This is a genomic window from Macrococcoides caseolyticum (assembly GCF_002902665.1).
Classification (GTDB): domain Bacteria; phylum Bacillota; class Bacilli; order Staphylococcales; family Staphylococcaceae; genus Macrococcoides; species Macrococcoides caseolyticum.
The window spans coordinates 20368-41913 of the sequence record NZ_PPRM01000012.1 but is presented as its reverse complement, the minus strand read 5'-3'; the positions used below and the strand labels follow the sequence as shown (position 1 = coordinate 41913).

General features: G+C 36.6%; 24 protein-coding genes and 1 riboswitch. Of the genes, 2 read left to right on the top strand and 22 right to left on the bottom strand.

Annotated features, from left to right (window positions below):
• The 12 genes from CD152_RS02740 to cmk form a co-directional block, all read right to left on the bottom strand.
• On the bottom strand, positions 1–416 hold a 416-nt coding region (locus CD152_RS02740), incomplete at its 3' end, for a hypothetical protein (RefSeq protein WP_205757037.1).
• A gap of 171 nt (positions 417–587) precedes the next feature.
• Positions 588–1034, bottom strand: coding sequence for a nucleoside-diphosphate kinase (gene ndk / locus CD152_RS02735; protein ID WP_103214354.1), 447 nt, complete (start codon positions 1032–1034; stop codon positions 588–590).
• Positions 1035–1105: 71 nt separating this feature from the next.
• Positions 1106–2083, bottom strand: coding sequence for a hexaprenyl-diphosphate synthase large subunit (gene hexs-b, locus CD152_RS02730; protein WP_012657026.1), 978 nt, complete (start codon positions 2081–2083; stop codon positions 1106–1108).
• Positions 2084–2088: 5 nt separating this feature from the next.
• The gene (locus CD152_RS02725) at positions 2089–2811 is read right to left on the bottom strand and encodes a demethylmenaquinone methyltransferase (protein WP_103214353.1); all 723 of its coding nucleotides are present in this window, start codon (positions 2809–2811) and stop codon (positions 2089–2091) included.
• Positions 2804–3235, bottom strand: a complete 432-nt coding sequence (gene hexs-a / locus CD152_RS02720) for a hexaprenyl-diphosphate synthase small subunit (protein ID WP_086038740.1) — start codon at positions 3233–3235, stop codon at positions 2804–2806. Before hexs-a ends, CD152_RS02725 begins: the two co-directional genes overlap by 8 nt.
• 100 nt (positions 3236–3335) lie before the next feature.
• Positions 3336–3608: an HU family DNA-binding protein gene (locus CD152_RS02715; RefSeq protein WP_041636009.1), complete on the bottom strand. Its 273-nt coding sequence runs from the start codon at positions 3606–3608 to the stop codon at positions 3336–3338.
• Positions 3609–3719: 111 nt separating this feature from the next.
• The gene (locus tag CD152_RS02710) at positions 3720–4421 is read right to left on the bottom strand and encodes a hypothetical protein (protein ID WP_232237457.1); all 702 of its coding nucleotides are present in this window, start codon (positions 4419–4421) and stop codon (positions 3720–3722) included.
• Positions 4414–4620, bottom strand: coding sequence for a DUF2768 family protein (locus CD152_RS02705; RefSeq protein ID WP_050742437.1), 207 nt, complete (start codon positions 4618–4620; stop codon positions 4414–4416). The genes CD152_RS02710 and CD152_RS02705 overlap by 8 nt, the downstream gene beginning before the upstream one ends.
• Positions 4621–4629: 9 nt before the next feature.
• The gene (locus CD152_RS02700; protein ID WP_103214352.1) at positions 4630–5628 is read right to left on the bottom strand and encodes an NAD(P)H-dependent glycerol-3-phosphate dehydrogenase; all 999 of its coding nucleotides are present in this window, start codon (positions 5626–5628) and stop codon (positions 4630–4632) included.
• Between the two features lie 10 nt (positions 5629–5638).
• Positions 5639–6949: a ribosome biogenesis GTPase Der gene (der, locus tag CD152_RS02695; protein ID WP_012657031.1), complete on the bottom strand. Its 1311-nt coding sequence runs from the start codon at positions 6947–6949 to the stop codon at positions 5639–5641.
• 108 nt (positions 6950–7057) lie between these two features.
• Positions 7058–8221 (bottom strand): 30S ribosomal protein S1, encoded by a 1164-nt coding sequence (rpsA, locus tag CD152_RS02690; RefSeq protein ID WP_101140859.1) that lies wholly within the window; start codon positions 8219–8221, stop codon positions 7058–7060.
• 80 nt (positions 8222–8301) lie between these two features.
• Positions 8302–8952 carry a (d)CMP kinase gene (gene cmk, locus CD152_RS02685; RefSeq protein ID WP_012657033.1) on the bottom strand — a complete coding sequence of 217 codons (651 nt, stop codon included), beginning with the start codon at positions 8950–8952 and terminating at the stop codon, positions 8302–8304.
• A gap of 74 nt (positions 8953–9026) precedes the next feature.
• Between cmk and CD152_RS02680 the strand changes: the two genes are divergently transcribed.
• Complete coding sequence (locus tag CD152_RS02680; RefSeq protein ID WP_101140858.1) at positions 9027–9992, top strand: asparaginase; 966 nt, start codon at positions 9027–9029, stop codon at positions 9990–9992.
• 15 nt (positions 9993–10007) lie between these two features.
• Here the strand turns inward: CD152_RS02680 and CD152_RS02675 are convergent, their stop codons facing one another.
• The 5 genes from CD152_RS02675 to CD152_RS02655 all read right to left on the bottom strand — a co-directional run bounded on the left by CD152_RS02675 (position 10008) and on the right by CD152_RS02655 (position 15097).
• A complete protein-coding gene (locus CD152_RS02675; protein WP_101140857.1) occupies positions 10008–10988 on the bottom strand; it encodes a YpdA family putative bacillithiol disulfide reductase in 981 nt (326 codons plus the stop codon).
• 45 nt (positions 10989–11033) lie between these two features.
• Positions 11034–11681, bottom strand: a complete 648-nt coding sequence (locus CD152_RS02670; RefSeq protein WP_103214351.1) for a CBS domain-containing protein — start codon at positions 11679–11681, stop codon at positions 11034–11036.
• Positions 11682–11699: 18 nt separating this feature from the next.
• Complete coding sequence (locus CD152_RS02665) at positions 11700–12704, bottom strand: LysM peptidoglycan-binding domain-containing protein (RefSeq protein ID WP_169926148.1); 1005 nt, start codon at positions 12702–12704, stop codon at positions 11700–11702.
• Between the two features lie 76 nt (positions 12705–12780).
• Positions 12781–14163 carry a RecQ family ATP-dependent DNA helicase gene (locus tag CD152_RS02660; protein ID WP_101140855.1) on the bottom strand — a complete coding sequence of 461 codons (1383 nt, stop codon included), beginning with the start codon at positions 14161–14163 and terminating at the stop codon, positions 12781–12783.
• Positions 14153–15097, bottom strand: a complete 945-nt coding sequence (locus tag CD152_RS02655; protein WP_157820981.1) for a helix-turn-helix domain-containing protein — start codon at positions 15095–15097, stop codon at positions 14153–14155. Before CD152_RS02655 ends, CD152_RS02660 begins: the two co-directional genes overlap by 11 nt.
• Positions 15098–15229: 132 nt before the next feature.
• Here CD152_RS02655 and CD152_RS02650 point away from each other — a divergent pair, with 132 nt between their 5' ends.
• Complete coding sequence (locus CD152_RS02650) at positions 15230–15454, top strand: ferredoxin (RefSeq protein ID WP_041636407.1); 225 nt, start codon at positions 15230–15232, stop codon at positions 15452–15454.
• 62 nt (positions 15455–15516) lie between these two features.
• Here the strand turns inward: CD152_RS02650 and CD152_RS02645 are convergent, their stop codons facing one another.
• The 5 genes from CD152_RS02645 to resB form a co-directional block, all read right to left on the bottom strand.
• Entirely contained in the window at positions 15517–16047 is a 531-nt protein-coding gene (locus CD152_RS02645) for an ECF transporter S component (protein ID WP_232237511.1), read from the bottom strand.
• Between the two features lie 49 nt (positions 16048–16096).
• A riboswitch (FMN riboswitch) is annotated at positions 16097–16214 on the bottom strand.
• Between the two features lie 24 nt (positions 16215–16238).
• Positions 16239–17996: an ATP-binding protein gene (locus CD152_RS02640; protein ID WP_103214349.1), complete on the bottom strand. Its 1758-nt coding sequence runs from the start codon at positions 17994–17996 to the stop codon at positions 16239–16241.
• Positions 17996–18703 carry a response regulator transcription factor gene (locus CD152_RS02635; RefSeq protein ID WP_012657043.1) on the bottom strand — a complete coding sequence of 236 codons (708 nt, stop codon included), beginning with the start codon at positions 18701–18703 and terminating at the stop codon, positions 17996–17998. Before CD152_RS02635 ends, CD152_RS02640 begins: the two co-directional genes overlap by 1 nt.
• A gap of 18 nt (positions 18704–18721) precedes the next feature.
• Positions 18722–19930: a c-type cytochrome biogenesis protein CcsB gene (ccsB, locus tag CD152_RS02630; protein ID WP_041636012.1), complete on the bottom strand. Its 1209-nt coding sequence runs from the start codon at positions 19928–19930 to the stop codon at positions 18722–18724.
• Positions 19923–21542, bottom strand: a complete 1620-nt coding sequence (resB, locus tag CD152_RS02625) for a cytochrome c biogenesis protein ResB (protein ID WP_101140851.1) — start codon at positions 21540–21542, stop codon at positions 19923–19925. Before resB ends, ccsB begins: the two co-directional genes overlap by 8 nt.
• Between the last annotated feature and the right edge of the window lie 4 nt (positions 21543–21546).

Genomic DNA, 21546 nt, shown 5'->3' with positions numbered 1-21546 from the left:
GTAATATACTCTTTTAGTTCATCATATAAACTATTTAATGCATTTAAATATATTTCTAAACCATCTTTAAAGCTTTTTTTATTTAACCTTCTAAAGGTTCTGAAGTTAAATATTCCTCCATCTTCAAAATCAATTAATTCACGTAAATCGATTGGTAATTCATTTATATTTATACTGTTATCGATTAATGTATTTTCGAGTAAATCAATTATTCTATTTGTAATTTGTTGTATATTTTTTATTCTATACATCTGAAATTTATCTTTATATTTATTCATGCTAATAAACGTGGTACCTAGTACTTTAGAAATTGTACTTTTCCCACTATCATTTTTCGCACCAACAACAGTTATTCCATCTATGTTTATGTCAACATTTCTAATTTTACCGATATTCTTAATATTTAAGTTAATCATATTTACTCCTTATATATTGATTTGTTATCTATATATTATATTTAATTAGCCAATCATACAATAGAGTATTCTCGCCCTTTTTCTGCCCTTTTTTTCATCATTTATATACTAAAAATAGCCATAAGCTTATCAAAAGCCTATAGCTATAATATTTGTGTTGCTGTTAATTGATTAGTACACCCAAGCAGATGTCACTAAGTCATAGGATAGAATTTCTTCTTCTTTAAACCATAATGCGATTTCTTTGTCAGCTGATGCAACGGAATCTGAACCATGGATGATGTTTTTACCAACAGTCATACCAAAGTCTCCACGAATTGTTCCAGGAGCACTTTCAGCAGGGTTTGTTTTACCCACTAATGTACGTCCGATTTCAACAACGTTGTCACCTTCAAGTACCATTGCAAATACAGGTCCTGAAGTAATAAACTCCACTAATTCGCCGAAGAATGGTTTTTCGCTATGCTCACCGTAATGTGTTTTAGCTAAATCCTCTGACACTGTCATTAATTTAGCACCTACAACTTTGATGCCTTTGTTTTCAATACGTCTTACGATTTCTCCGATAAGACCGCGACCTACACCGTCAGGTTTAATCATTAAAAATGTTTTTTCCATGGTTATCCCTACCTCTTTTAATTTAGTAAATCCTTAAACAGTTTAACATTGTAAGCGATTTCTTGCAATTGCTAATAGATACGTTTCAACATTTTTTCATGAATTTGTATTAAATAGCTTTTGATGTTACTGTCTGGCAGTTGATCTAGATGAAATTTCGCTTTATCACCGTATTTTCTGCTCAGTACTTCCGAAGAATGTACACCATATCGTTTCACCTGTTCAATGATATAATCAAATACCGCTTCATCTGAAGATTGCTGTAATTGCATTACGCTTTGTTCCAGTCTGTAATCTTCATGCTGATTTAATACATCAATCGCTGCTATAAGCGGGTAGGTGACGTGTCCATTTCGGATGTCACTTCCGACCGGTTTACCGAGTGTCACTTCGTCACTTGTATAATCCAGGATATCATCGATAATCTGGTAGCTCATACCAATGCAGTGCCCGAACTGCTTAACATGATAGGTTGTATATGAATCAAGATTCGTACTCACAGCCCCCAGATGACAGCTTGCTTCAATGAGAATTGCAGTCTTACGATTAATGCGTCTTAAATACTCGGTGAATGTAATCGGATAGTTAAAGCGATCTGCCATCTGATCAAATTCACCGAAACAAACTTCTAATATTGTTTTACTGAATATTTGATGATACTGTGAATCATTAATTTCTGCAATATTCTCTAATGCGCGAGCCAATAAGAAATGTCCTGTTCGAATTGCTGTGTCCTTGTTAAAAGCCATATGCACAGAAGTATTGCCTCTACGTTTATCACTATTATCTATATAATCGTCATGAACAAGGCTTGCCATATGTATAAGTTCCAGCGATACAGCTGTACGAATCAAATGTTCTTTTTCACCCTTAGCTAGAAATCCGCTTAACAATACAAACATCGGTCTCACGCGTTTACCGCCAGAATTTAATATATGCATAGAGGCATTGGTGATCACTGTAGATTCACTTTGAATTAACGTCTGTAATCTCTGTTCGACTTCATATATATATGGTTGTAAAAATGCTTTATAACTCACAGCAATCATCCATTCTAGTTTTCTTTTGGTTTGTATGCGAGATGCATCGCGCTTACGCCACCTGTAAAGCCTTTGAATTTAATATCTGTAAAGCCTGTTTCAGCCATTAAATGCGCTAACGTGTATTTATCCGGGAATTCAAATGCACTTTGCTGTAACCAGCTGTATTCTTTCATTGATTTCGCGAAAACTTTACCAAAGAAAGGCATAATGTATTTAAAATACAGCTTATATCCTTGTTTAAATACTGGCATCGTCGGATGACTTGTTTCTAAGACTACAATCATTCCTCCAGGTTTTAATACACGATACATTTCTTCTAAGCCTTTCTTATAATCCGGCAGATTACGTAATCCAAAACCAATTGTCGTATAGTCAAATGTATTGTCTTCGAATGGTAAATCCATCGCATTACCATGAATAAGATTAATATTAGCAATATGATCCGTTTTTTTATGTGCGACACTTAACATGTTGTCACTGAAATCCAAGCCTGTAACGTGGCCATGACTACCTACTGCCTGAGACATCTGTATTGTCCAGTCTCCTGTACCACAGCATACATCCAGCGCTTTTGCACCTTTTTTAACCTTCATCTGTTTCATCGTATATTTACGCCATGATTTGTGCTGATTGAAACTTATTATATCGTTTAGTCGATCATATTTCGTTGATACATTTTGAAAAACATCATGCACTAATTCACTTTTTTCTTGTCCATTTAGCTGTTTACTCATAAGCCACCACTTTCTCATCATTCATATAAGGTTGTACAAACATATAATGAATTTCCTGATCTATTTCTGTTAATCTATCTTGTTCAGTTATGGTTAATCGCAATTCTTTCAATTCATTAATACGCGTGACACATCGCGTTAAAACTTTAAAGTCATCTTGTAAAAACGGCTGTGATAAATAACGATAAAACAATGCACTTAATATGTCGGTAGATAGCACGAGCCTGTCCTTATTACCGTCATTGATTACACTTTGCATACGCATACTTGTATCAATAACAACGATTGCACTTTTGACGTTGTCATCTACTTTAAGATTGCTGACAATATCGATGATTTCCTGCTCAAAGTTGATCATCTGAAAATAAGTATATCGTTTTTTTAGCTCTTTAATCTGATTTTCTAGGTTAACTAAATATTTCATTGCCATACCTCAATTTTTGTCCTTCCATTATTATAACGATAATTCATAAAAAATGGTATAAGAACAAATAAAAAAAGCCCATAGTGGGCTTTAGATGCAATTATTTTACTGCATCTTTTAATGCTTTACCAGCTTTGAATGCTGGAACTTTGCTTGCTGGGATTTCAATCTCATCACCAGTTTGCGGATTACGTCCTTTACGTGCAGCACGTTCGCGAACTTCAAAGTTACCGAAACCAATTAATTGTACCTTCTCACCATTAGATAGTGATTTTTGAATTGATTCGAAAACAGCATCAACTGCTAAACCTGCTTCTTTCTTAGTTAAGTTTGCACTATCAGAAACTGCATTGATTAAATCTGTTTTATTCATGTCAATTCACCTCCCCAACATTATGTAAATGATATAAAATATCATTCTGTTATGACTTTAACACAATAAACGCTGTCACTGCAACGGTTATTGTATATTATCAACATTTTTTTAACGTTGTACGGTTTTGAAAACGGGTTCATTCTTATCATCTACAGTATAAGGTACTGAATAAGCAGGTAATATTGGATTGTCCTGATAGAGAATATATCGGATATCCTCCCCTTGTTTTACCTTATGTTTCTGTAATGCACGACCTAGATCAAGGGAGTAATCTATCTTAAATTCGTTACCCCCGTTGATATAGATAGGTAATGCCTCACCTGAATAAGGGCTCTTCACTGTCGGATATTGATCAAGACCGTATTTCTTATAGTCGATCTTATAAAGGTTTGGGCCTATCTTCTTTCCTAAAGCCAATTCATTCGATTTCGTTTCAAGTCGAATTCTTAAATTTTTTAAAGTATCTGATGTTCTAAGATCTATAAGCATCACCTTAGGGTTTTTATCTACGTCCATCATCACATACTGATAATAGCCACCCATTTCAAATGATGATCCTGGTAACTGCGAAAGATATTTTGGTTTTAACTTTCCAAAATCAATTGGATGCTTCAAATAGATTTCATAAGTCTGATCCCTATCTTTCAGTGGCAGTAATCCACCGGTATCCTTCTGATAACTTTCAACAGCATTTTGAACCATGTTCAGCTGATCTTGAGGTGCGACTTGATTTTGTTCAAGCTCTTCTTTAGGATACATACACCCACCGAGCAGCATAGAAACCAGTAATAATAATAAAGATTTACGCATGACTAGAACCACCTAACACGACAAACATGAGCAGTGCACTTATAAGTAATGCTGCATATGCAAGAAACGTAACAATCATATTCAATGGTTTATTAGCAATCTTAAACCTTGCGATATATATAAGCATCATTGCAAGAAGCATTAGCCCAAGCGAATAAAATGATACCCACATTAAATCCATTCTAGAAATATTAAACATAGTCTACCTCTATTCGTTCGTTTTTTCTCTGTTCATCAGATTCTTAACTCCTTCATTGACATCAAGACCTTCAAACAACAGCTTATATAATGATTGTGTAATTGGCATCTCAACTCCAAATGCCTGCGCCATTTCGTTTGCAGCTTGTGTCGTACGGACCCCTTCGACGACCATACCCATTTGTGCCAGCGCTTCATCGAGCGAAGCACCTTTACCAAGCATATTACCACACTTCCAGTTTCGTGAATGTACTGATGTACATGTCACAATCAGATCACCGATCCCTGCAAGACCAAGAAATGTTAATGGATCTGCCCCCATCTTCGTTCCAAGGCGTGTGATTTCAGCGAGACCACGTGTCATCAAGGCTGCTTTAGCATTGTCTCCATAGCCAAGGCCATCTGTGATTCCAGCTGCAAGTGCGATAATATTCTTAAGCGCACCTCCAATTTCGACACCAATCAGGTCATCATTTGTATAGATTCTAAAATACGAATTCATAAAAATATCTTGTGCAATCTGCCTAATCTGTTTATCGTCACTTGCTACAGCAACCGTTGTGGGGTGCTTAAGCGCAAGTTCTTCAGCATGACTCGGCCCACTCAGAACACCGACACCTTGAAACTTCTCAGGATCCATCTCTTCAGTTATCATTTCAGAGATTCTTTTAAATGTTGTGGGCTCTATCCCTTTAGAAACATGAATAAAAACTTTCTTTTCATTCGCAACCTCATTAATCTGCTGCATTACCGAACGAATTGCTTTCGTAGGAACAGCTATTATGATTATCTTAGCATGCAGTACTGCTTGCTGAATATTTGAAGTTGCTTTCAGTGCATGGTGCAGCTGAGTGTCTTTAAGATACTTTGCATTCGTATGATGTGTGTTGATTTCGTTAACGGTAGCCTGAGTCTTCCCCCACATTAAAACGTCATGTCGATTCTCTGAAAGTACATTCGCTAGTGCGGTACCCCATGAACCTGTTCCGATTACTGAAACTTGTAGCATACAATCACTCCTAATTTCTCTTTCTTGCAATTAAATGTAATGGTGTTCCTTCGAATCCAAAGGCTGCACGAATTCTGTTCTCTAAAAATCTTTGATATGAGAAATGCATCATCTCAACATCATTGACGAAGAATACAAAAGTCGGTGGTTCAATCGCAACTTGTGTCGTATAGAAGATGTTTAATCGACTGCCCTTATGGGTCGGTGTTGGATTCATCGCAACAGCATCAGTGATCACTTCATTTAGCGTACTGCTTTGAACTCGTTTACGATGGTTCTCCCCTGCCATATTAATTAGCGGGAACAATGTATTCAGACGTTTGCGCTCCTTTGCAGAAACAAAGGCAATCGGCGCATAATCTAAGAACTGGAAGTTTTCACGCACTTTATCTTCAAACTTCTTCATCGTTTTCGAGTCTTTTTCAACAGTGTCCCATTTGTTTACAACGATAACAATAGCTTTACCTGCTTCATGGGCATATCCAGCAATCTTCTTATCCTGTTCAATAATACCTTCTTCAGCATCGATAACAACCAGCACGACGTTCGAACGTTCGATTGCTTTTAAGGCACGCAATACAGAATAACGTTCCGTTGCCTCATATACCTTACCTTTTTTACGCATTCCAGCTGTATCAATCATCACATATTCCTGGTTCTCGAAAGTGTATACCGTATCTATTGCATCTCGTGTTGTACCTGCAACGGGTGATACGATAACACGCTCTTCACCAAGGATTGCATTGATTAAACTCGATTTCCCCACATTAGGTCTTCCTATTAGCGAGAATTTGATAACATCATCATCATAATCTTCTTCCTGCTGCTCAGGAAAGTGCTTTGCCGCTTCATCCAGTAAGTCACCGATACCTAGACCATGTGATCCAGAAATCGGAAAAGGTTCCCCAAATCCCAATGAGTAGAATTCGTATATATCTGCACGCATTTCGGGATTATCAATTTTATTGACACCTAGTACAACAGGCTTGCTTGATTTAAATAATAGTTTTGCAACGAAATCGTCTTCATTCGTAATTCCGTCACGCCCATTCACCATAAAGATGATAACATCCGCTTCCTCAATCGCAATTTCTGCCTGAGCACGAATCTGCTCCTGGAAAGGCTCATCACCCAGTTCAATCCCACCTGTATCTATTATATTGAATTCATGTGTCAACCATTCTCCGCTCGAATAAATTCTATCTCTTGTAACTCCGGGTGTGTCTTCTACAATCGAAACACGTTCCCCGACGATTCTATTAAAAATTGTAGATTTCCCTACATTTGCACGACCTACAATCGCTATCGTTGGTTTTGTCATTTTATCTATCCTCTCAAATAATATCCCTATTATTTTAACATAGTTTATCATTTATTAATATTTAAAAAAAAGAGACAAGGCAAGCGCCATTGTCTCCTTTGAACTCTATTAAAGATTTAAATTTTTAAGTTTGTCTCCAAACACATCACCAAGTGTCGGTGCATCTTGATTCTCTTGATTTGAATCATTGCTCAAGTATGTAGTATCAAAATCTTCTACTTGTTCTTGAGTCGCTTTAATAGAAAGTCCAATACGTTTCTCTTCTTTATTAATGTCCAGAATCTTCACTTTAACCTTTTGACCTGGTTCAAGCACTTCTGACGGATTACCGATATGGTCGTGACTAATTTGAGAAATATGCACAAGGCCTTGTAATCCTTTATCAATTTCAACGAAAGCTCCAAAGTTTGCTAGACGAACAACTTCTCCATCAATGATGTCTCCAATACTAAACTTCTCTTCAATCGTTTCAAATGGGCCAGGTAAAGCAGCTTTCATCGATAAAGAAACGCGTTCTGCTTCTTTATCTACGCTTAATACTTTAACCTTTACTTTATCACCGATGGATAGCGCATCTTCAACCTTATCGATATGGTCATGCGTGATCTGAGAGATATGCACAAGTCCATCTACTTCACCGATATCTACGAAAGCTCCAAAGTTTGTAATACGTAAAACTTCGCCTTCGATTACAGAGCCCACTTCAATTTCATCAAGACGCTGTTCTTTTTTCACTTTGTTCTCTTCAGCCTCGATTACTTTGTGATTTAAGATAACACGGTTCTTCTCTTGATCTAGTTCTTCAATCTTTAAAGTCAATACTTGACCAACGTAACTTGAGAAGTCTTCAATATAATTCGTAGAGATTAATGATGCAGGAATGAATCCTCTAAGACCGACATCTACCACAAGACCGCCTTTTACAGCTTCTTTAACTTCTGCTTCTAGCGTTTCACCATTTTCGAACTTTTCTTTCAATGACTCAAATGATTCAGATTCATCTAGCTGGCGTTTAGATAAGATGTAATGACCATCTTCCTCTTTATCTTCAATCTTAGTAACAAATGCTTCAATTTCATCGCCAATTTGAACGACTTCCTCAGCGTTTTCAATATGTAGACTTGAAAGTTGACTAATTGGGATGATACCATCATATTTCGCACCATCTAAGTTAAGAACGACATGTTTCTCTTCAATCGCTTGTACCGTTCCTTTAACTTTGTCTCCTTCTTGAATTTCTTTAATCATTGCTTCGTTAAATTCTTCTGTCATTATGGATTCCTCCTTGAAATTACAACTAGTGTTATTATAAACTTCTTACAAATTGAGGTGAAAGTCAAGAAATACGCTTTTTACATTGCGCTTTTTGCTAATTCAATAATTTGCGCTGTTACTTCTTCTATTGACTTTCCTGTTGTATCGATTTCAATAGCATCTTCTGCTTTTGTCAGCGGTGAGATTTCACGTGTCATATCCAGGTGATCACGACGTTCAATATCTCTTTTCAACTCTTCGAATGTTGAGGCAATACCTCTATTTCTATTATCAATCAAACGACGTTCTGCACGTTCTTCTACAGAGGCTACCATATACACCTTTAGTTCAGCTTCAGGAATAACTTTCGTCCCAATATCTCGCCCATCCATAACAACACCTTTATTCGCAGTCATATTCTGCTGAAGATTCACAAGTTTCGTTCTAACACTTTCAATACTAGCAATTCTGGACACATTCAATGTAACATCGTGTTCTCTAATTCTATCGCTGACATCACTCCCATTAAGATAAATGCGCTGACCAGATCTATTGACCAGCTTTAAATCTATATGATCAACTAACTTATCGATCTCTGTTTCAGGCTGCTCTAAATGTGCGAGTGTAATCGCACGATACATTGCACCTGTATCCACATAAATCATGCTTAATGCTTCAGCAACACGCTTAGCAATCGTACTTTTTCCTGCTGCTGCAGGTCCATCTATTGCGATATTTATCTTATTCATTTATATACCTACCTTGTTGTTTAATCTTAGTTATTTTATCATAGAGCTATATCAATGTATATTGGAGGACTAACATGAAAAATATTCTCGTAATGCATACAGGTGGAACAATCAGTATGTCTGAAAATGCACAAGGTGTCGTCACAACGAATGACACAAACCCTATGTCAAATATCGAAATCATTCAGTCAATCGCAAACATTACCGAAAAACACCCATTTCAAATCCCTTCCCCCCATATAACGCTTAAACATATGAATATATTAAGAAAGTCAATTATCAATGAAATATATGAAGAGAACTATGATGGTATCGTCATCACACATGGCACTGACACGCTCGAAGAAACAGCATATTTTCTAGATTTGACGCTCAACGTTTCAATTCCAGTAATCTTAACCGGTGCAATGCGTTCATCCAACGAAATCGGGGCAGATGGTCTGTATAATTACATCTCCGCAATACGTACAGCTTGCCATGATGATGCCAAAAATAAAGGCGTACTTGTTGTGTTTAATGACGAAATTCATACAGCTATGAACGTAACAAAGACCCATACATCAAATACAAGCACTTTTCAAAGTCCGAACTACGGACCACTCGGTATCATCACGAAAAACAATATTTATTTCCATCATCATCCATTGACACATCCCCCGTTTGTTAAAGTCAATGAAGCGATTAAAGTCGGACTCGTTAAAGCCCATAGCGATCTGGATTCAAACTTAATCAAATTCTTCGCTGATCAAGAATATGACGGGCTTGTTATAGAAGCGCTTGGACAAGGAAACTTGCCACCTTCTTCATTAGACGGCATTCAATATCTAATCGATAAAAATATCCCGATTGTCATCGTATCCCGATGTTTCAATGGTATTGCAAGTGGCAACTATCAATACGAAGGTGGGGGATATGAGCTACAGAAGATGGGACTCATATTCTCCAACGGACTTAACGGTCAGAAAGCGCGTCTAAAACTCATCGTTGCAATAAGTAATGGTTTAAATGACGCTCTTCTTGATGATTATTTCAAACGTTAAAAATACGTGGACAAATTATTGTCCACGTATTTCTTTTTTTATAATATCATCAGCTATCAGTCCGCCATGAAATTTTCCGTTTTCAATGAATATCGTATTTGCGTCATTTCCTGCTGCGATGACACCTGCGATATATAAATTGTCTATATTCGTCTCCATCGTCTCTCTGTCATAGAATGGTGCTGTACCAAATTCATTCGTTATGAGCGCTATCCCCATATCACCTAAGAAAGTGTAATCAGGATGATAGCCAATCATCGCAAAAACAGTATCATTTTTGATTGCCATTTCTCCGTCAGGGGTTTGAATGATCACTTCAGAATCATTGATAGATGTTACATGACTATTAAAATAGAGTTTAATTTTTTCATGATTAACAAGGGATTCGTAAAGAGGTAGTATCCAGGGTTTCACACTCTTAGAATATGTATCACCACGATACACAGCCGTCACTCGTGCACCGGCTTTTTCGAGTTCGATCGCAGCGTCAATTGCAGAGTTTTTACCACCAATGATCAACACATCCTGATCAAAATAAGGATGTGCTTCCTTGAAGTAATGCTGCACCTTATCTAAATCAGCACCCGGCACATCCAATGTATTCGGCTGCCCATAATAACCCGTCGCAACTGTAACGTAATTACATGTATAGTGTGCTTTAGTTGTCGTGATAATAAATTCGTCTTCATGCTTCTCCACTTTTAGAACTTCTTCGCCAGAATGAATCTTTAAATCGTGATATTTCACTACACTTCTGTAATAGACAAGTGCTTGATTTCGATGCGGCTTATGTTCTTCAACAATAAACGGAATATCACCGATACTCAATTTTTCGCTCGTCGAAAAAAAAGTCTGGTGTGTCGGATAATTGTAGATTGCTTCAACGACATTCCCTTTTTCGATAATAATATTATCTATACCTTTCTTTTTTTGCTCTATACTTGCTGATAATCCACATGGACCAGCTCCAATTATAATACTTTGTACGTGTTTCATTTTTTTCACCTTTCTTAAATAAAAAAGGGCTCAAAAGAGCCCCCTCTAGATTTCGTCATGTTCTTGTATATCGAGAATCTTAAAGCCATTGTTTTTAAGATACTTTGTAAACTTCTTAATATTTTTATTATTTTCAACTTTAACAATCATTCTTCGATGCATCTTATCTGTTTCGTCAAACGTTACAAAAGAAATAGCATTTAACTTATACTTCTTCAATGCTGAAGCAAGACGCATGATACGCCCTTCTGCATCTATTGATGTAATGGCAATGCGCACACCTTTTTGATTCATTCCAAATGCAGATTTAAACTGCTCCATAACATCAAATCGTGACACCACGCCTAAAAAATCGTTGCGTTCATTGATAACACTTAAAATCGGAAAATCTTGTAGTGTTAAGAAAGACTCTTCGAATAACGCATCATCTTTAACACTATATTCATCAAGAGGAAGGATATCCTTAATCTTTGTGTTTTCAATGAATTCATCTCTTAGTTTGGGTGTCTTCATAAAGAAGAAATGTCTAAAAATGCTATAACGTGTTGCTGTGCCAATATATTTTCCTGTTTCAACAACAGGCATCCCGTCAATACCATGGTGTTCAAGTTTGTCAAACACACTCTTAACTGTGTCATCTGGATTTGCAACGTAACATTTTTCTTTAGGTATCATTATTGACTTTAAATACATAGTACCGCCCCCTTTATTTTATTCCGGTATAACTAACGTCTGACCTTGTGAAAGATTATTGCCTGAAATCCCATTTGCCTGTCTTATCTTTTCAACATTTTCTGGAGAGCCGCTGCCATAGTATTTAATCGCTATTCGGTAAAGATTCTCCTTCGCATTAACAACGTGTGTTGCCTGAGTTTGCTGATTGTCATTGTTTGATGCGGCTGATGGTTGCGATGCATTATCCTGAACTTCTTGTGCTGCTTTTTCTTCTGCTAATCTTGCCGCTTCTGTTTCATCAGCAGCTTTTTGTGCTACTTTTTCTTCTGCCGCTTTTTCTTCTGCCACTTTTTCCTTAGCTGCCTTTTCTTGTGCTGCTTTTTCCTTAGCTGTCTTTTCCTGTGCTGCTTTTTCCTGTGCTGCTTTTTCTGACGCTTTCTCTTTAGCAGTCTGATCCTTAGTTTTGTTCGTTTTATCTTCAGCAGTTTTCTTGTCATTCGTTGCTACTTGTTCGGTATTATTATGTTTATTATCACTTTGAGAATTGATGTAATTCGCAAGCAACAACATAATTGGCAACAGTATTAAAATCGCAGCAATCAGCGGAATAAATTTCTTAAGTCCACTATTCTCTTTATCTTCTTGCTGTTTGTCCTTTGCAGGCGCTTCTTCCATGGTCTTAGCATTTGCTTTATTTACTTTTGCAGCAGCTCCTGCTGCCCCTGCAGCACCAGCTGCTTTTTTACTGTTCGAGACTTGTTTATCAGTCTTTTTACTATTATTTCTTTTGTTCTGTTTCTTAGCGCCAGCGCCAATGATACCTTCCTCTTTGTTATCGTCAGCTTTGTCTTCACGTTTCTTTCTTTCTTGTGAACGGCTACGACGTGAGGCTCCACGAGGCGGAAAAATATCTTCTTCAGTTTCTTTTTTTGCTTCATATGTTTCTGAACTTACTTCTTCAGTTTCAACTGCCTCTTCTTGTTGTCTTTCGATCTTCTGTTTATTCTTTTCAAATTCATCTTTAAAATCATTTTTTGACACGTTTATCCACCCACTCATCAATTTATAGTCTATTCTTATTATAGACAAACAGTATTGCTTTAGTAAAGTATTACAGCTATAAAAATAACCTTTCTAAAATTAATGACACAGGCTCCAGTTGAATACTTTTCGTAATACTTTCATATCTTTGTAATTCTGTCACTTTGCACTTATGACAATGATTACGTCTGTAAGATTCATCTGAATTATTCGAAGATGCCTTCAACATCCCAGAAAGTTCATGGTGGAGGCAATTAATGCTATGCGCATACGCAAGCATCTTTGACAATAACTGCTGTTGCTCATATTGGTGCGCCTTTATTTTATCAGCGATAACGTTGTTAGCAAACTTACGATGAAAAATATCAAGCTTTTCTTTCTTTTCTGCATCATAAATATTTTGCAGAGCATAATTGTGCAGATCAACTGTGTCAATAGCATCTAATTCGAGCAGCCTTGATGCTTGTGCAATATCATGATTGTTATATAGGAGTATCGATTGACAAGAGTGATGATCTCTTCCCGCACGACCAATTTCCTGAATAAACTGAAGGATTGATGCCGGGATATGATAGTGAATCACCGTACGGATGTTCTTCTTGTTGATTCCCATTCCAAAAGCACTGGTTGCACATATTACCTGTACTTCGTCTTCCATAAATCGACTCTGTACTTCAGTTCGTTCACTATAGGTCATATCTGCATGATATCTATCCACAATAAAATTTTCAGAAAGCGCTTGGTATATGGCATCGCATACCTTCTTTGATGAGAAATAGATAATAGAAGGCCCACTCTCTCTAAGTACTTTTTGCAGAAATTTGAGCTTATCATCTTCATGTACTTCATACTTATATAAATACATATTGTCCTTATTTTTGAGAAAGTCATGTACTTTCAATGACCTTCCGATAATCTCTTCGATATCAAGTATAATCTTTTTTGTTGCTGTAGCTGTTAGAGCGATTACCTGTGCATTATGTCTATCAATCACTTCATTCACAAGTAAGTAATGAGGGCGGAACTGGAATCCCCATTGGGAAATGCAATGTGCTTCGTCTAGTACAACATGCGTAAATTTTATATGAGAGAATAATGCTTCTGCAAGTTCACTTTGTAACCATTCAGGAGAACAATAAATAAATTGATAGCTATCAATTCGATGCGTAATTATCGAAAGTTCTGCACGTGACAGCCCTCCATGAATAGCTACAGCATTAATTTTACTCATTTTCAGCTGCATCACCTGGTCCTCCATCAAAGCGATTAATGGGGTAATAACGAGTGCTCTTCCTCCGGTAAATACAACCGGCAGCTGAAATGTGATTGATTTACCACTTCCAGTAGGCATCAGTGCTAATACATCTTCATTATTCAATATACTATCAATTATTATCCTTTGTTCCTCATTTAACTTTCTAATCCCAAAACGCTTATTTAACAAATGTTCAATGGACATGATCGTTCCTTTCCATCAGACTGGCGTATGCAATGCCAATCTTCAGTTTGAAATAATCTTTAACCTCTGAATGCTCATAAAATGATTTTAGCTTTCCATGTGTTAACTGACTATAAAGATTAACAATTGTCTGCAGTTCATCCGCGTTAATAAAACGTGAGAATTCTACTGGATAATCTTTAATCATCATTTCAATAATATGATCCTGAATCGTATGCTCTCTTAAACGAAGCAAACGAGCAGTTTCATTGATAGAATAGCTGTTAATCAGCTGGTACGTTCTTGCCGTATTCTTATGCAAAGGCACCTTGTAATAAAGTTGATTTAATAGATGGAATGATTCATTACGAAGCAGATGCAGTATATAGTTTTTCTCTGCCAACAACTTAAATTTCAAATGGGATGTTTCAATATTCAATAAGCGTGCCAATTGTTCATCGTTCCTTGGATGTACATCATGACCCGTTATTTTGTATACGAAATAGCTATGTTTAAATTTATCTTGGACCAAGTCTACAAGTTTAAAGAAATCTAGCTGCAGAAGATTGAAGTCATGAGCTTTCGCCTGCCTGATAACTTCTTTAACCCGGGACTGTACAATCAGGTTGTTCGAGACTGGCACATACCTATTTGTGCCGTAACTCATTTCAGAAGAGGCCTGGATAAGTAGACTTAGCGTCTCAAAACTCATCTCAGATGCAAGATAAAAATAAGGAAAAAGTATGTGCTCTCGTTGCTTATCATAATGGCTTAACATACTTGTGAATGCTTCAAAAGGATAACCAGGTGCAATCTCGTAAACAGGTAACAGATGCTGCATTGATGCGTCAAAATATGTCTGCTGTGTTCTTGCTCCTGTTACAATATTCCATAGGCTTTTTATAGATTTATCTTCACGATAATGTGTCCGTATGTAAGTTGATATAGAATTCATATGCATCTCCTGAATCTTTTTGTTGAAAAACCATTAAACAATCACTAAAATAGTTATGTATATTGTTTATATATTTTATCATGAAATTGGTGGGAGGCGAAAATTTTGGCAGGTAAATATACAATTGTTGATATGGATACATGTATTGCTTGTGGTGCTTGTGGTGCTGCAGCTCCAGATATATATGATTACGACGACGAAGGTATTGCATACGTAATATTAGATGACAACCAAGGGACTCAGGAAATACCTGAAGAACTTGAAGAAGATATGATCGATGCATTTGAAGGTTGTCCTACAGATTCAATCAAAGTGGCTGATGAATCATTTGATGGTGACGCACTGAAGTTCGAATAATATAACAAACCCGGACTATTACAGAAAATAGAGATTATTTTCTGTAATAGTCCGGGTTGTTTTTATGTTGTTTTAGGCAGTACATTGAGCAATATGATTGATAATATCGCAAGGAGTATACCTTTGATAATATTAAACGGGATGATGCCTGCTGTAATAATTACCTTTAAGTTATTAGAGATATCACTGAAATTCATTATCATACCGTAAAGCGGTAATAATACGAAATAATTCATAATACTCATTACCATCGTCAATACGATTGTTGCGCATATAAATCCAACAATTAAACGGTGCTTTTTCCCTTTTGTCACTGCATATAAAGTAAGTATCAATGATGTGCCTGCAAGAAAATTTGCAACAGGCCCAACTGGATCAGCCATATTTATCAAGAAATTCAGCAAGTTCTTAATAACTTCAACTCCTATCGCTCCAAACGGTCCAACAGTGAAAAGTGCGATAATCGCAGGAATATCACTTAAATCAATAGTGAGATATGGTGGTAAAAATGGTAACGGGAACTTTAAAAACATGAGTAAAAAAGCAACCGCACTTAATAGACTCACCGTAATGAGTCGTTTTGTCTTATTAATCTGTGTCATTTCCTTCTCCTTCTATCCATCTTACAAAGAGGAGGAAACCCTCCATCTTCTCCCATCCAGACTGTACTGTCGGTACTGGAATTTCACCAGTTCAGCTGAGTGATCAGGTCGCGGACTGTAACCGCCGGTTCGGAATTGCACCGACCCCGAAGATGAATGATATATTTTTTATAGTGTATATCTTACTTGTTATTCTTTGTATCGTCAACTTTTGGGATTGAGATAACAAATGTTGTACCTTTGCCGACCGTGCTATCAACATTTATACTGCCATGATGACCTTCTACAATTGATTTGACGATAAATAATCCTAATCCCGTACCATGTTTACCTCTCGTTCTAGCCTGATCCACCTTGTAGAAACGTTCAAATATATTATCGATATGTTCCGGCGCTATACCCACACCTGTATCAGAAATTCTGATGATGAGATTCTCATCGTCTTCATCAGTATGAATACTGATTACATCTCCTGCAACAGTATAGCGTAGGGCGTTATCAATAATATTGGTGATCACCTGAATCATCTTATCATAGTCTAGCCATGCTTTAGAATGATGACTATAATGAGTTTGAAGTTCTGTCTCATGCTTCTCCGCCACATGTTTGAAATTCATTATAGTTCTTTCTATCAGCTCCTCTATGTCAGTAGCTTCTAAATTCAGGACTTGTTCACCAGCATCGATTCTAGCTACATTCAGCAGTTCATTCACAAGACGATTCAGACGCTTAGATTCGTCAAGAATAATATTTAAAAATTCATCCACATCAGACTTTTCGCTGACAATGCCATCTAATATGGCCTCTGTGTATCCTTGAAGCATTTGAATCGGTGTTCTCAGTTCGTGAGAGACATTTGCAATAAACATCTGCTTCATTTGATCAATCTTCTTCTCTTCAGTCATATCTCTAATGATAGCCACTGCTCCGTTACCTTGTTTTATTTCTGGGTTATCAACCGGAGAAACTATAAGCACATAGTGCCTATCATTCGTTGTAATTTCATTATATATTGTATCTTCAGACTGCATCACTTGATTCACAGTATCACTTAAAGCTTCAATCTGCTGTTGATTAATATCATCCAGAAATTTCTTTGCCATTGGATTTTGAAGCTGCTTCTCTAGATGCATATTGAAACTCAGCACACCATCCTCCATTGCATTGATTAATCTATCTCTCAAGTTTCTTTCAGAAGATATTCGGTTCATATTCAAGATAATATCTTCTTCCATCTTATTAAATGCAAGTGCAAGTTCTCCAATTTCGTCACGTGACTGAACCTTGATTTTCTCATTTCGCTCACCTCGTGCAAGTTTAAAAGCCGCTTGCTTCAGGTGAATCAATGGTTTGGTTATACGTGTAGATAAGAAAAATGCAAAGATGGTCGTCAAAATTAGCAGTACGAGCGCAACTAAAAATATGATAATTGCAATATAGTTGAAAGCATCGGATATCGTATTGGTATCTTGATAAATAAATATTGCACTTCCATTATATTCAAATGCCTGAGAAGGGTATCCTACGAGCAGATATTCATGTTTACTACCTTGATATTCGACTTCAATAGACTGAACAACGGTCTCATCTTTTTTATACACAGCATCAAATGCTTTGTTCGTCTGAATTTCTTTTAGCATCAATGCTTTTAATGGATCCTCAACGGTCTTATGTTGATCCTGCTCATTAGTAATCAATATAAGTCCAGCGGGATTTTCAATCAGTTCTTTCACATAGTTCATTGCATCACTTTTGTCATGCCGACTCATAAGGACGAGTTCAACTTTCTCTGCCTGCTGCTTTAATGTATGTGCGGATTCACTCATCAAGTAAGCATTAAAAAAACTCATCAGTGCAACCGATAATATAATTAAAACTGTGGTTACTATAAACAATATAGTTAACCACAGTTTAATGACGACACTATTGATATATTTCATCAGTCTCTGACCTCAAATTTATATCCTACGCCCCATACTGTATGAATCATATTTGCAGCATGAGGTGAGACTTTGTTTAATTTTTCTCTTAATCGCTTCACATGTGTATCAACTGTTCGTAAATCGCCATAAAACTCATAATGCCATACATCCTTAAGCAGCTGCTCACGATCAAATACTTTATCTGGACTCTTAGCCAGAAAAAGTAATAGTTCATATTCCTTTGGAGTTAAATTAACCTCCTTATTATCTGCAAGCACTCTATGTGCATCGTTATCTATCACTAGTGAATCAAAAACGATCAGATCTTTCGCATGCGCTTCCTGTTGTAAGAACATTGTTGATTGCGAACGCCTTAAAATTGCCTTTACACGTAGTACAACCTCTCGTGGAGAGAACGGTTTGACGATATAATCGTCTGCTCCAATTTCAAAGCCTTCTACACGATTATGCTCTTCTCCTTTTGCAGTCAGCATAATAACAGGTGTAGATTTCTCTTCACGTAATCGTTTGCATACTTGAATACCATCCATACCTGGCAGCATGATATCTAGTAAGATACAATGAAAGTTTTCACTTAGCGCTAGTTCAAGCGCACGCTCTCCATCTTCTGCTTCTACAGTTTCATAGCCTTCTCTTTCTAGATACATCTTAGCAAGCTTTCTAATTCTATCTTCATCATCAACTATTAAAATCTTTTCTTTCATATTATGCTCACCCTTTCATTATGCATAGGAATGGAGACCTGCAATGATTAGATTCACCGCAATCACATTAAATAAGATGATGCCGAGACCAATAACGGCAAGCCATGCTGATTTTTTACCTTCCCAGCCCTTTCCTAATCTTAAATGTAGGAAAATGGCATAGAACAAGAACGTAATTAATGCCCAGACTTCTTTAGGATCCCAGCCCCAGAACCTACTCCATGCAATCTGTGCCCAAATACTCGCAAATAATAATCCTCCAAGAGCAAATAACGGAAAACCGATGATGACAGAGCGATAACAAATTTCGTCCATTAATCTCAACGAAACTTTATTAGTCAAAGGTTTGATTATCGAAAAAATAGTTCTGCGTGTGATGAGCCTGATTATCCCATAAAGGATAGAACCGATGATGATTGACCACACGACTGTATTTAATTTCTGCGCATTGATTACAGGTGGTAATTCGATTCCTGTGTCAAAGCGTTTAACTTCTTTATAGTTTTCTTTCGTCCCATCAACTTTAACAACAGGCGTACTATCCTTGAATGTAACTAATCCTGGTAAATGGTATTCAGCAACTGCATTCATGCCATTTTTGTCTTGATAGAAATATTCTTCCTTATAATCAACAATACCTTTCATTACAATCGTTGTTAATATAAATGCTAAAACTAATACGATGAAATACATGACTACCTCAAGCCAGAATGCGTCTTTAGATTTCTCTTTCGCATCAACATATCTCAGAAGATAGATCAATCCCGCCACCGAACTTACTGAAAGGATACCATAGCTGATAGTTACAGTTATAACGTGTATCGCAAGCCAGTTACTCTGTAACGCTGGAATTAACGGTGATACTTCTCTAGAAAACATACTTGCATAGACGATAACAAGCATCGCAATCGGTAAAGAGAAGAGTGCAAGTATCGGTGTATGGTAGATATAATTGATAACTAGAAATCCGCCTACCATCATAATCCCGAACATCGTCAAGAATTCATACATATTACTTACTGGTGCGTGGCCCGCAGCAATCCATCTCGTGATAAAATAGACAAGCTGCAATACAAAACCAATCGTTGTCAATAAGATACCCATATTTTCGTAGCGTTTCGATTTTGCTTTAATACTTGCTGAAAAAGGTAAAATCGCTATTAAATATAGAATAAATGCTGCGTATAAAGAAGTACTACTAAAATTTAATAAAGTTTCATTATTCATTCTTATCCTCCACCTCATACTTATCATTTACTTCTCGTAAATGATGTTTATGTAACATCGTATCTATCTCGCGTTTGAATCCATAGTAGTTTCTATTCGTATGAGCTGCTAGCATCCCTTCATTCGTATTAATCCAGATTCTACGATGATTAATATAAGACCCTATCGCAAGTCCAAATAGGAAAATTGTGAATCCTACAAATAATATAGGGAGTGTCAGATCCTTCTTGACCGTTAAATATGTTATTGTTTTATTCGTCGCGCTGACAAATTTAACGTCATACTGATTATCTTTCGATATATCTTGTGATGATCGGATTTTTAGCAGGCTGTATTCTGATTTTTTTCCATCATTCACTTCAAAGACAAACGCTGGATTATTAGGTAAAGGAGATTTTGTTGCTAGTGCCCCATTCTCCGTAATTTTATCAAAATCAGGTGCATAGTTACGTAGGTGCACATTCAACGTATCACTGATTTTGTAATCATCGTTCGGATTATCAAGCTCGACCTCGAAGTTTTTTCCGATTTGCTTACCTTGTTTATCTTGTACTTTAAAAATCATTGTTTTTAACTGCGACTGATCAAAACTATTTTGGTAGAGTGCAAACTGACCAAACTTTACTGGATGGTTGACGCGAATACTATCATCTTTTAGTTTTACAAGTTCTGGTTTACTACCAATAACTGATGAGTCAGATTTATTCTCAAATAGCGTAATTTTTGATTCATAGTTTTTAGCGATTTTGTTCATTGTCGCATCAGCTGATTTACTGTTTGTATTAGACATGGATTCTTTATCATACTGTTCAAAGATAAATTGATTATTTTTTATGTAATACTGATTTTCAGTACCAGGAATAACTTTCGTCTCTCCTTCTCCGACACCTACGAATTCATCTACATAAAACATTGGTACAAAACGCAGCATTGCTCCAGCAAGCAGAATTATTAATCCAGTATGATTGATATATGGTCCATATCTACTGATTCTTCCTTTTTCTGCAAGAATGAAACCTGCTTCCTCACGTACTTTATATTTATTGTCCTTCAATGTCTCAATGAGTGACATATCTAATCTATCATCGTGCAAAGTGAGTCTTTGACGTTTAAAAAATGACGGATGTTTTTTTACTGTCTGTCTCGTCAACGATTTATGAAGTGGTATACCTCGATCGATACTTGCTGCAATAATTGAGAATGCAACAAGCGCAAGTAAGATTAAGAACCACCAGGAGGTATAAAGATTATCAAAGCCTAATCTATAATAAATCAGTCCAAGTGTTCCATATTTGTCCTGATAGAAGGTTGAGGGATCTTCCCCAACCGGAATAAAGTACTGCTGTGGAAACATCGTACCGATTGCAGAAGCAATTACCGTCAATACGAGTAGTATAACTCCCGTCTTTACAGAAGCGAAAAAGTTCCACACTTTATCTGCCAATGATTTATTTTTCGTCTTACTACGGATAGCCTGTCCATCATAGCGCATTACATCAGCAATTTTCTTCTTATCATAATTATCGTTGATTAAGCGACCACAATTTTGACAAAGCTGTGTACCAGGCGGATTAATATGTCCACATGTACATTGAATTGATTGGTCTTTCATTTAA

What these genes read in the sequence shown, in the direction of transcription:
- hexs-b (WP_012657026.1), bottom strand. Translation starts at nt 2,083, where the DNA reads ATGATTGCTGTGAGTTATAAAGCATTTTTACAACCATATATATATGAA.
- CD152_RS02725 (WP_103214353.1), bottom strand. Translation starts at nt 2,811, where the DNA reads ATGAGTAAACAGCTAAATGGACAAGAAAAAAGTGAATTAGTGCATGAT.
- CD152_RS02670 (WP_103214351.1), bottom strand. Translation starts at nt 11,681, where the DNA reads ATGTATTTAAAGTCAATAATGATACCTAAAGAAAAATGTTACGTTGCA.
- resB (WP_101140851.1), bottom strand. Translation starts at nt 21,542, where the DNA reads ATGAAAGACCAATCAATTCAATGTACATGTGGACATATTAATCCGCCT.
- CD152_RS02640 (WP_103214349.1), bottom strand. Translation starts at nt 17,996, where the DNA reads ATGAAATATATCAATAGTGTCGTCATTAAACTGTGGTTAACTATATTG.
- CD152_RS02655 (WP_157820981.1), bottom strand. Translation starts at nt 15,097, where the DNA reads ATGAATTCTATATCAACTTACATACGGACACATTATCGTGAAGATAAA.
- cmk (WP_012657033.1), bottom strand. Translation starts at nt 8,952, where the DNA reads ATGAATAAGATAAATATCGCAATAGATGGACCTGCAGCAGCAGGAAAA.
- CD152_RS02680 (WP_101140858.1), top strand. Translation starts at nt 9,027, where the DNA reads ATGAAAAATATTCTCGTAATGCATACAGGTGGAACAATCAGTATGTCT.
- CD152_RS02705 (WP_050742437.1), bottom strand. Translation starts at nt 4,620, where the DNA reads ATGTTTAATATTTCTAGAATGGATTTAATGTGGGTATCATTTTATTCG.
- CD152_RS02635 (WP_012657043.1), bottom strand. Translation starts at nt 18,703, where the DNA reads ATGAAAGAAAAGATTTTAATAGTTGATGATGAAGATAGAATTAGAAAG.
- rpsA (WP_101140859.1), bottom strand. Translation starts at nt 8,221, where the DNA reads ATGACAGAAGAATTTAACGAAGCAATGATTAAAGAAATTCAAGAAGGA.
- CD152_RS02710 (WP_232237457.1), bottom strand. Translation starts at nt 4,421, where the DNA reads ATGCGTAAATCTTTATTATTATTACTGGTTTCTATGCTGCTCGGTGGG.
- ndk (WP_103214354.1), bottom strand. Translation starts at nt 1,034, where the DNA reads ATGGAAAAAACATTTTTAATGATTAAACCTGACGGTGTAGGTCGCGGT.
- CD152_RS02700 (WP_103214352.1), bottom strand. Translation starts at nt 5,628, where the DNA reads ATGCTACAAGTTTCAGTAATCGGAACAGGTTCATGGGGTACCGCACTA.
- CD152_RS02675 (WP_101140857.1), bottom strand. Translation starts at nt 10,988, where the DNA reads ATGAAACACGTACAAAGTATTATAATTGGAGCTGGTCCATGTGGATTA.
- der (WP_012657031.1), bottom strand. Translation starts at nt 6,949, where the DNA reads ATGACAAAACCAACGATAGCGATTGTAGGTCGTGCAAATGTAGGGAAA.
- CD152_RS02715 (WP_041636009.1), bottom strand. Translation starts at nt 3,608, where the DNA reads ATGAATAAAACAGATTTAATCAATGCAGTTTCTGATAGTGCAAACTTA.
- hexs-a (WP_086038740.1), bottom strand. Translation starts at nt 3,235, where the DNA reads ATGAAATATTTAGTTAACCTAGAAAATCAGATTAAAGAGCTAAAAAAA.
- CD152_RS02660 (WP_101140855.1), bottom strand. Translation starts at nt 14,163, where the DNA reads ATGTCCATTGAACATTTGTTAAATAAGCGTTTTGGGATTAGAAAGTTA.
- CD152_RS02650 (WP_041636407.1), top strand. Translation starts at nt 15,230, where the DNA reads ATGGATACATGTATTGCTTGTGGTGCTTGTGGTGCTGCAGCTCCAGAT.
- ccsB (WP_041636012.1), bottom strand. Translation starts at nt 19,930, where the DNA reads ATGAATAATGAAACTTTATTAAATTTTAGTAGTACTTCTTTATACGCA.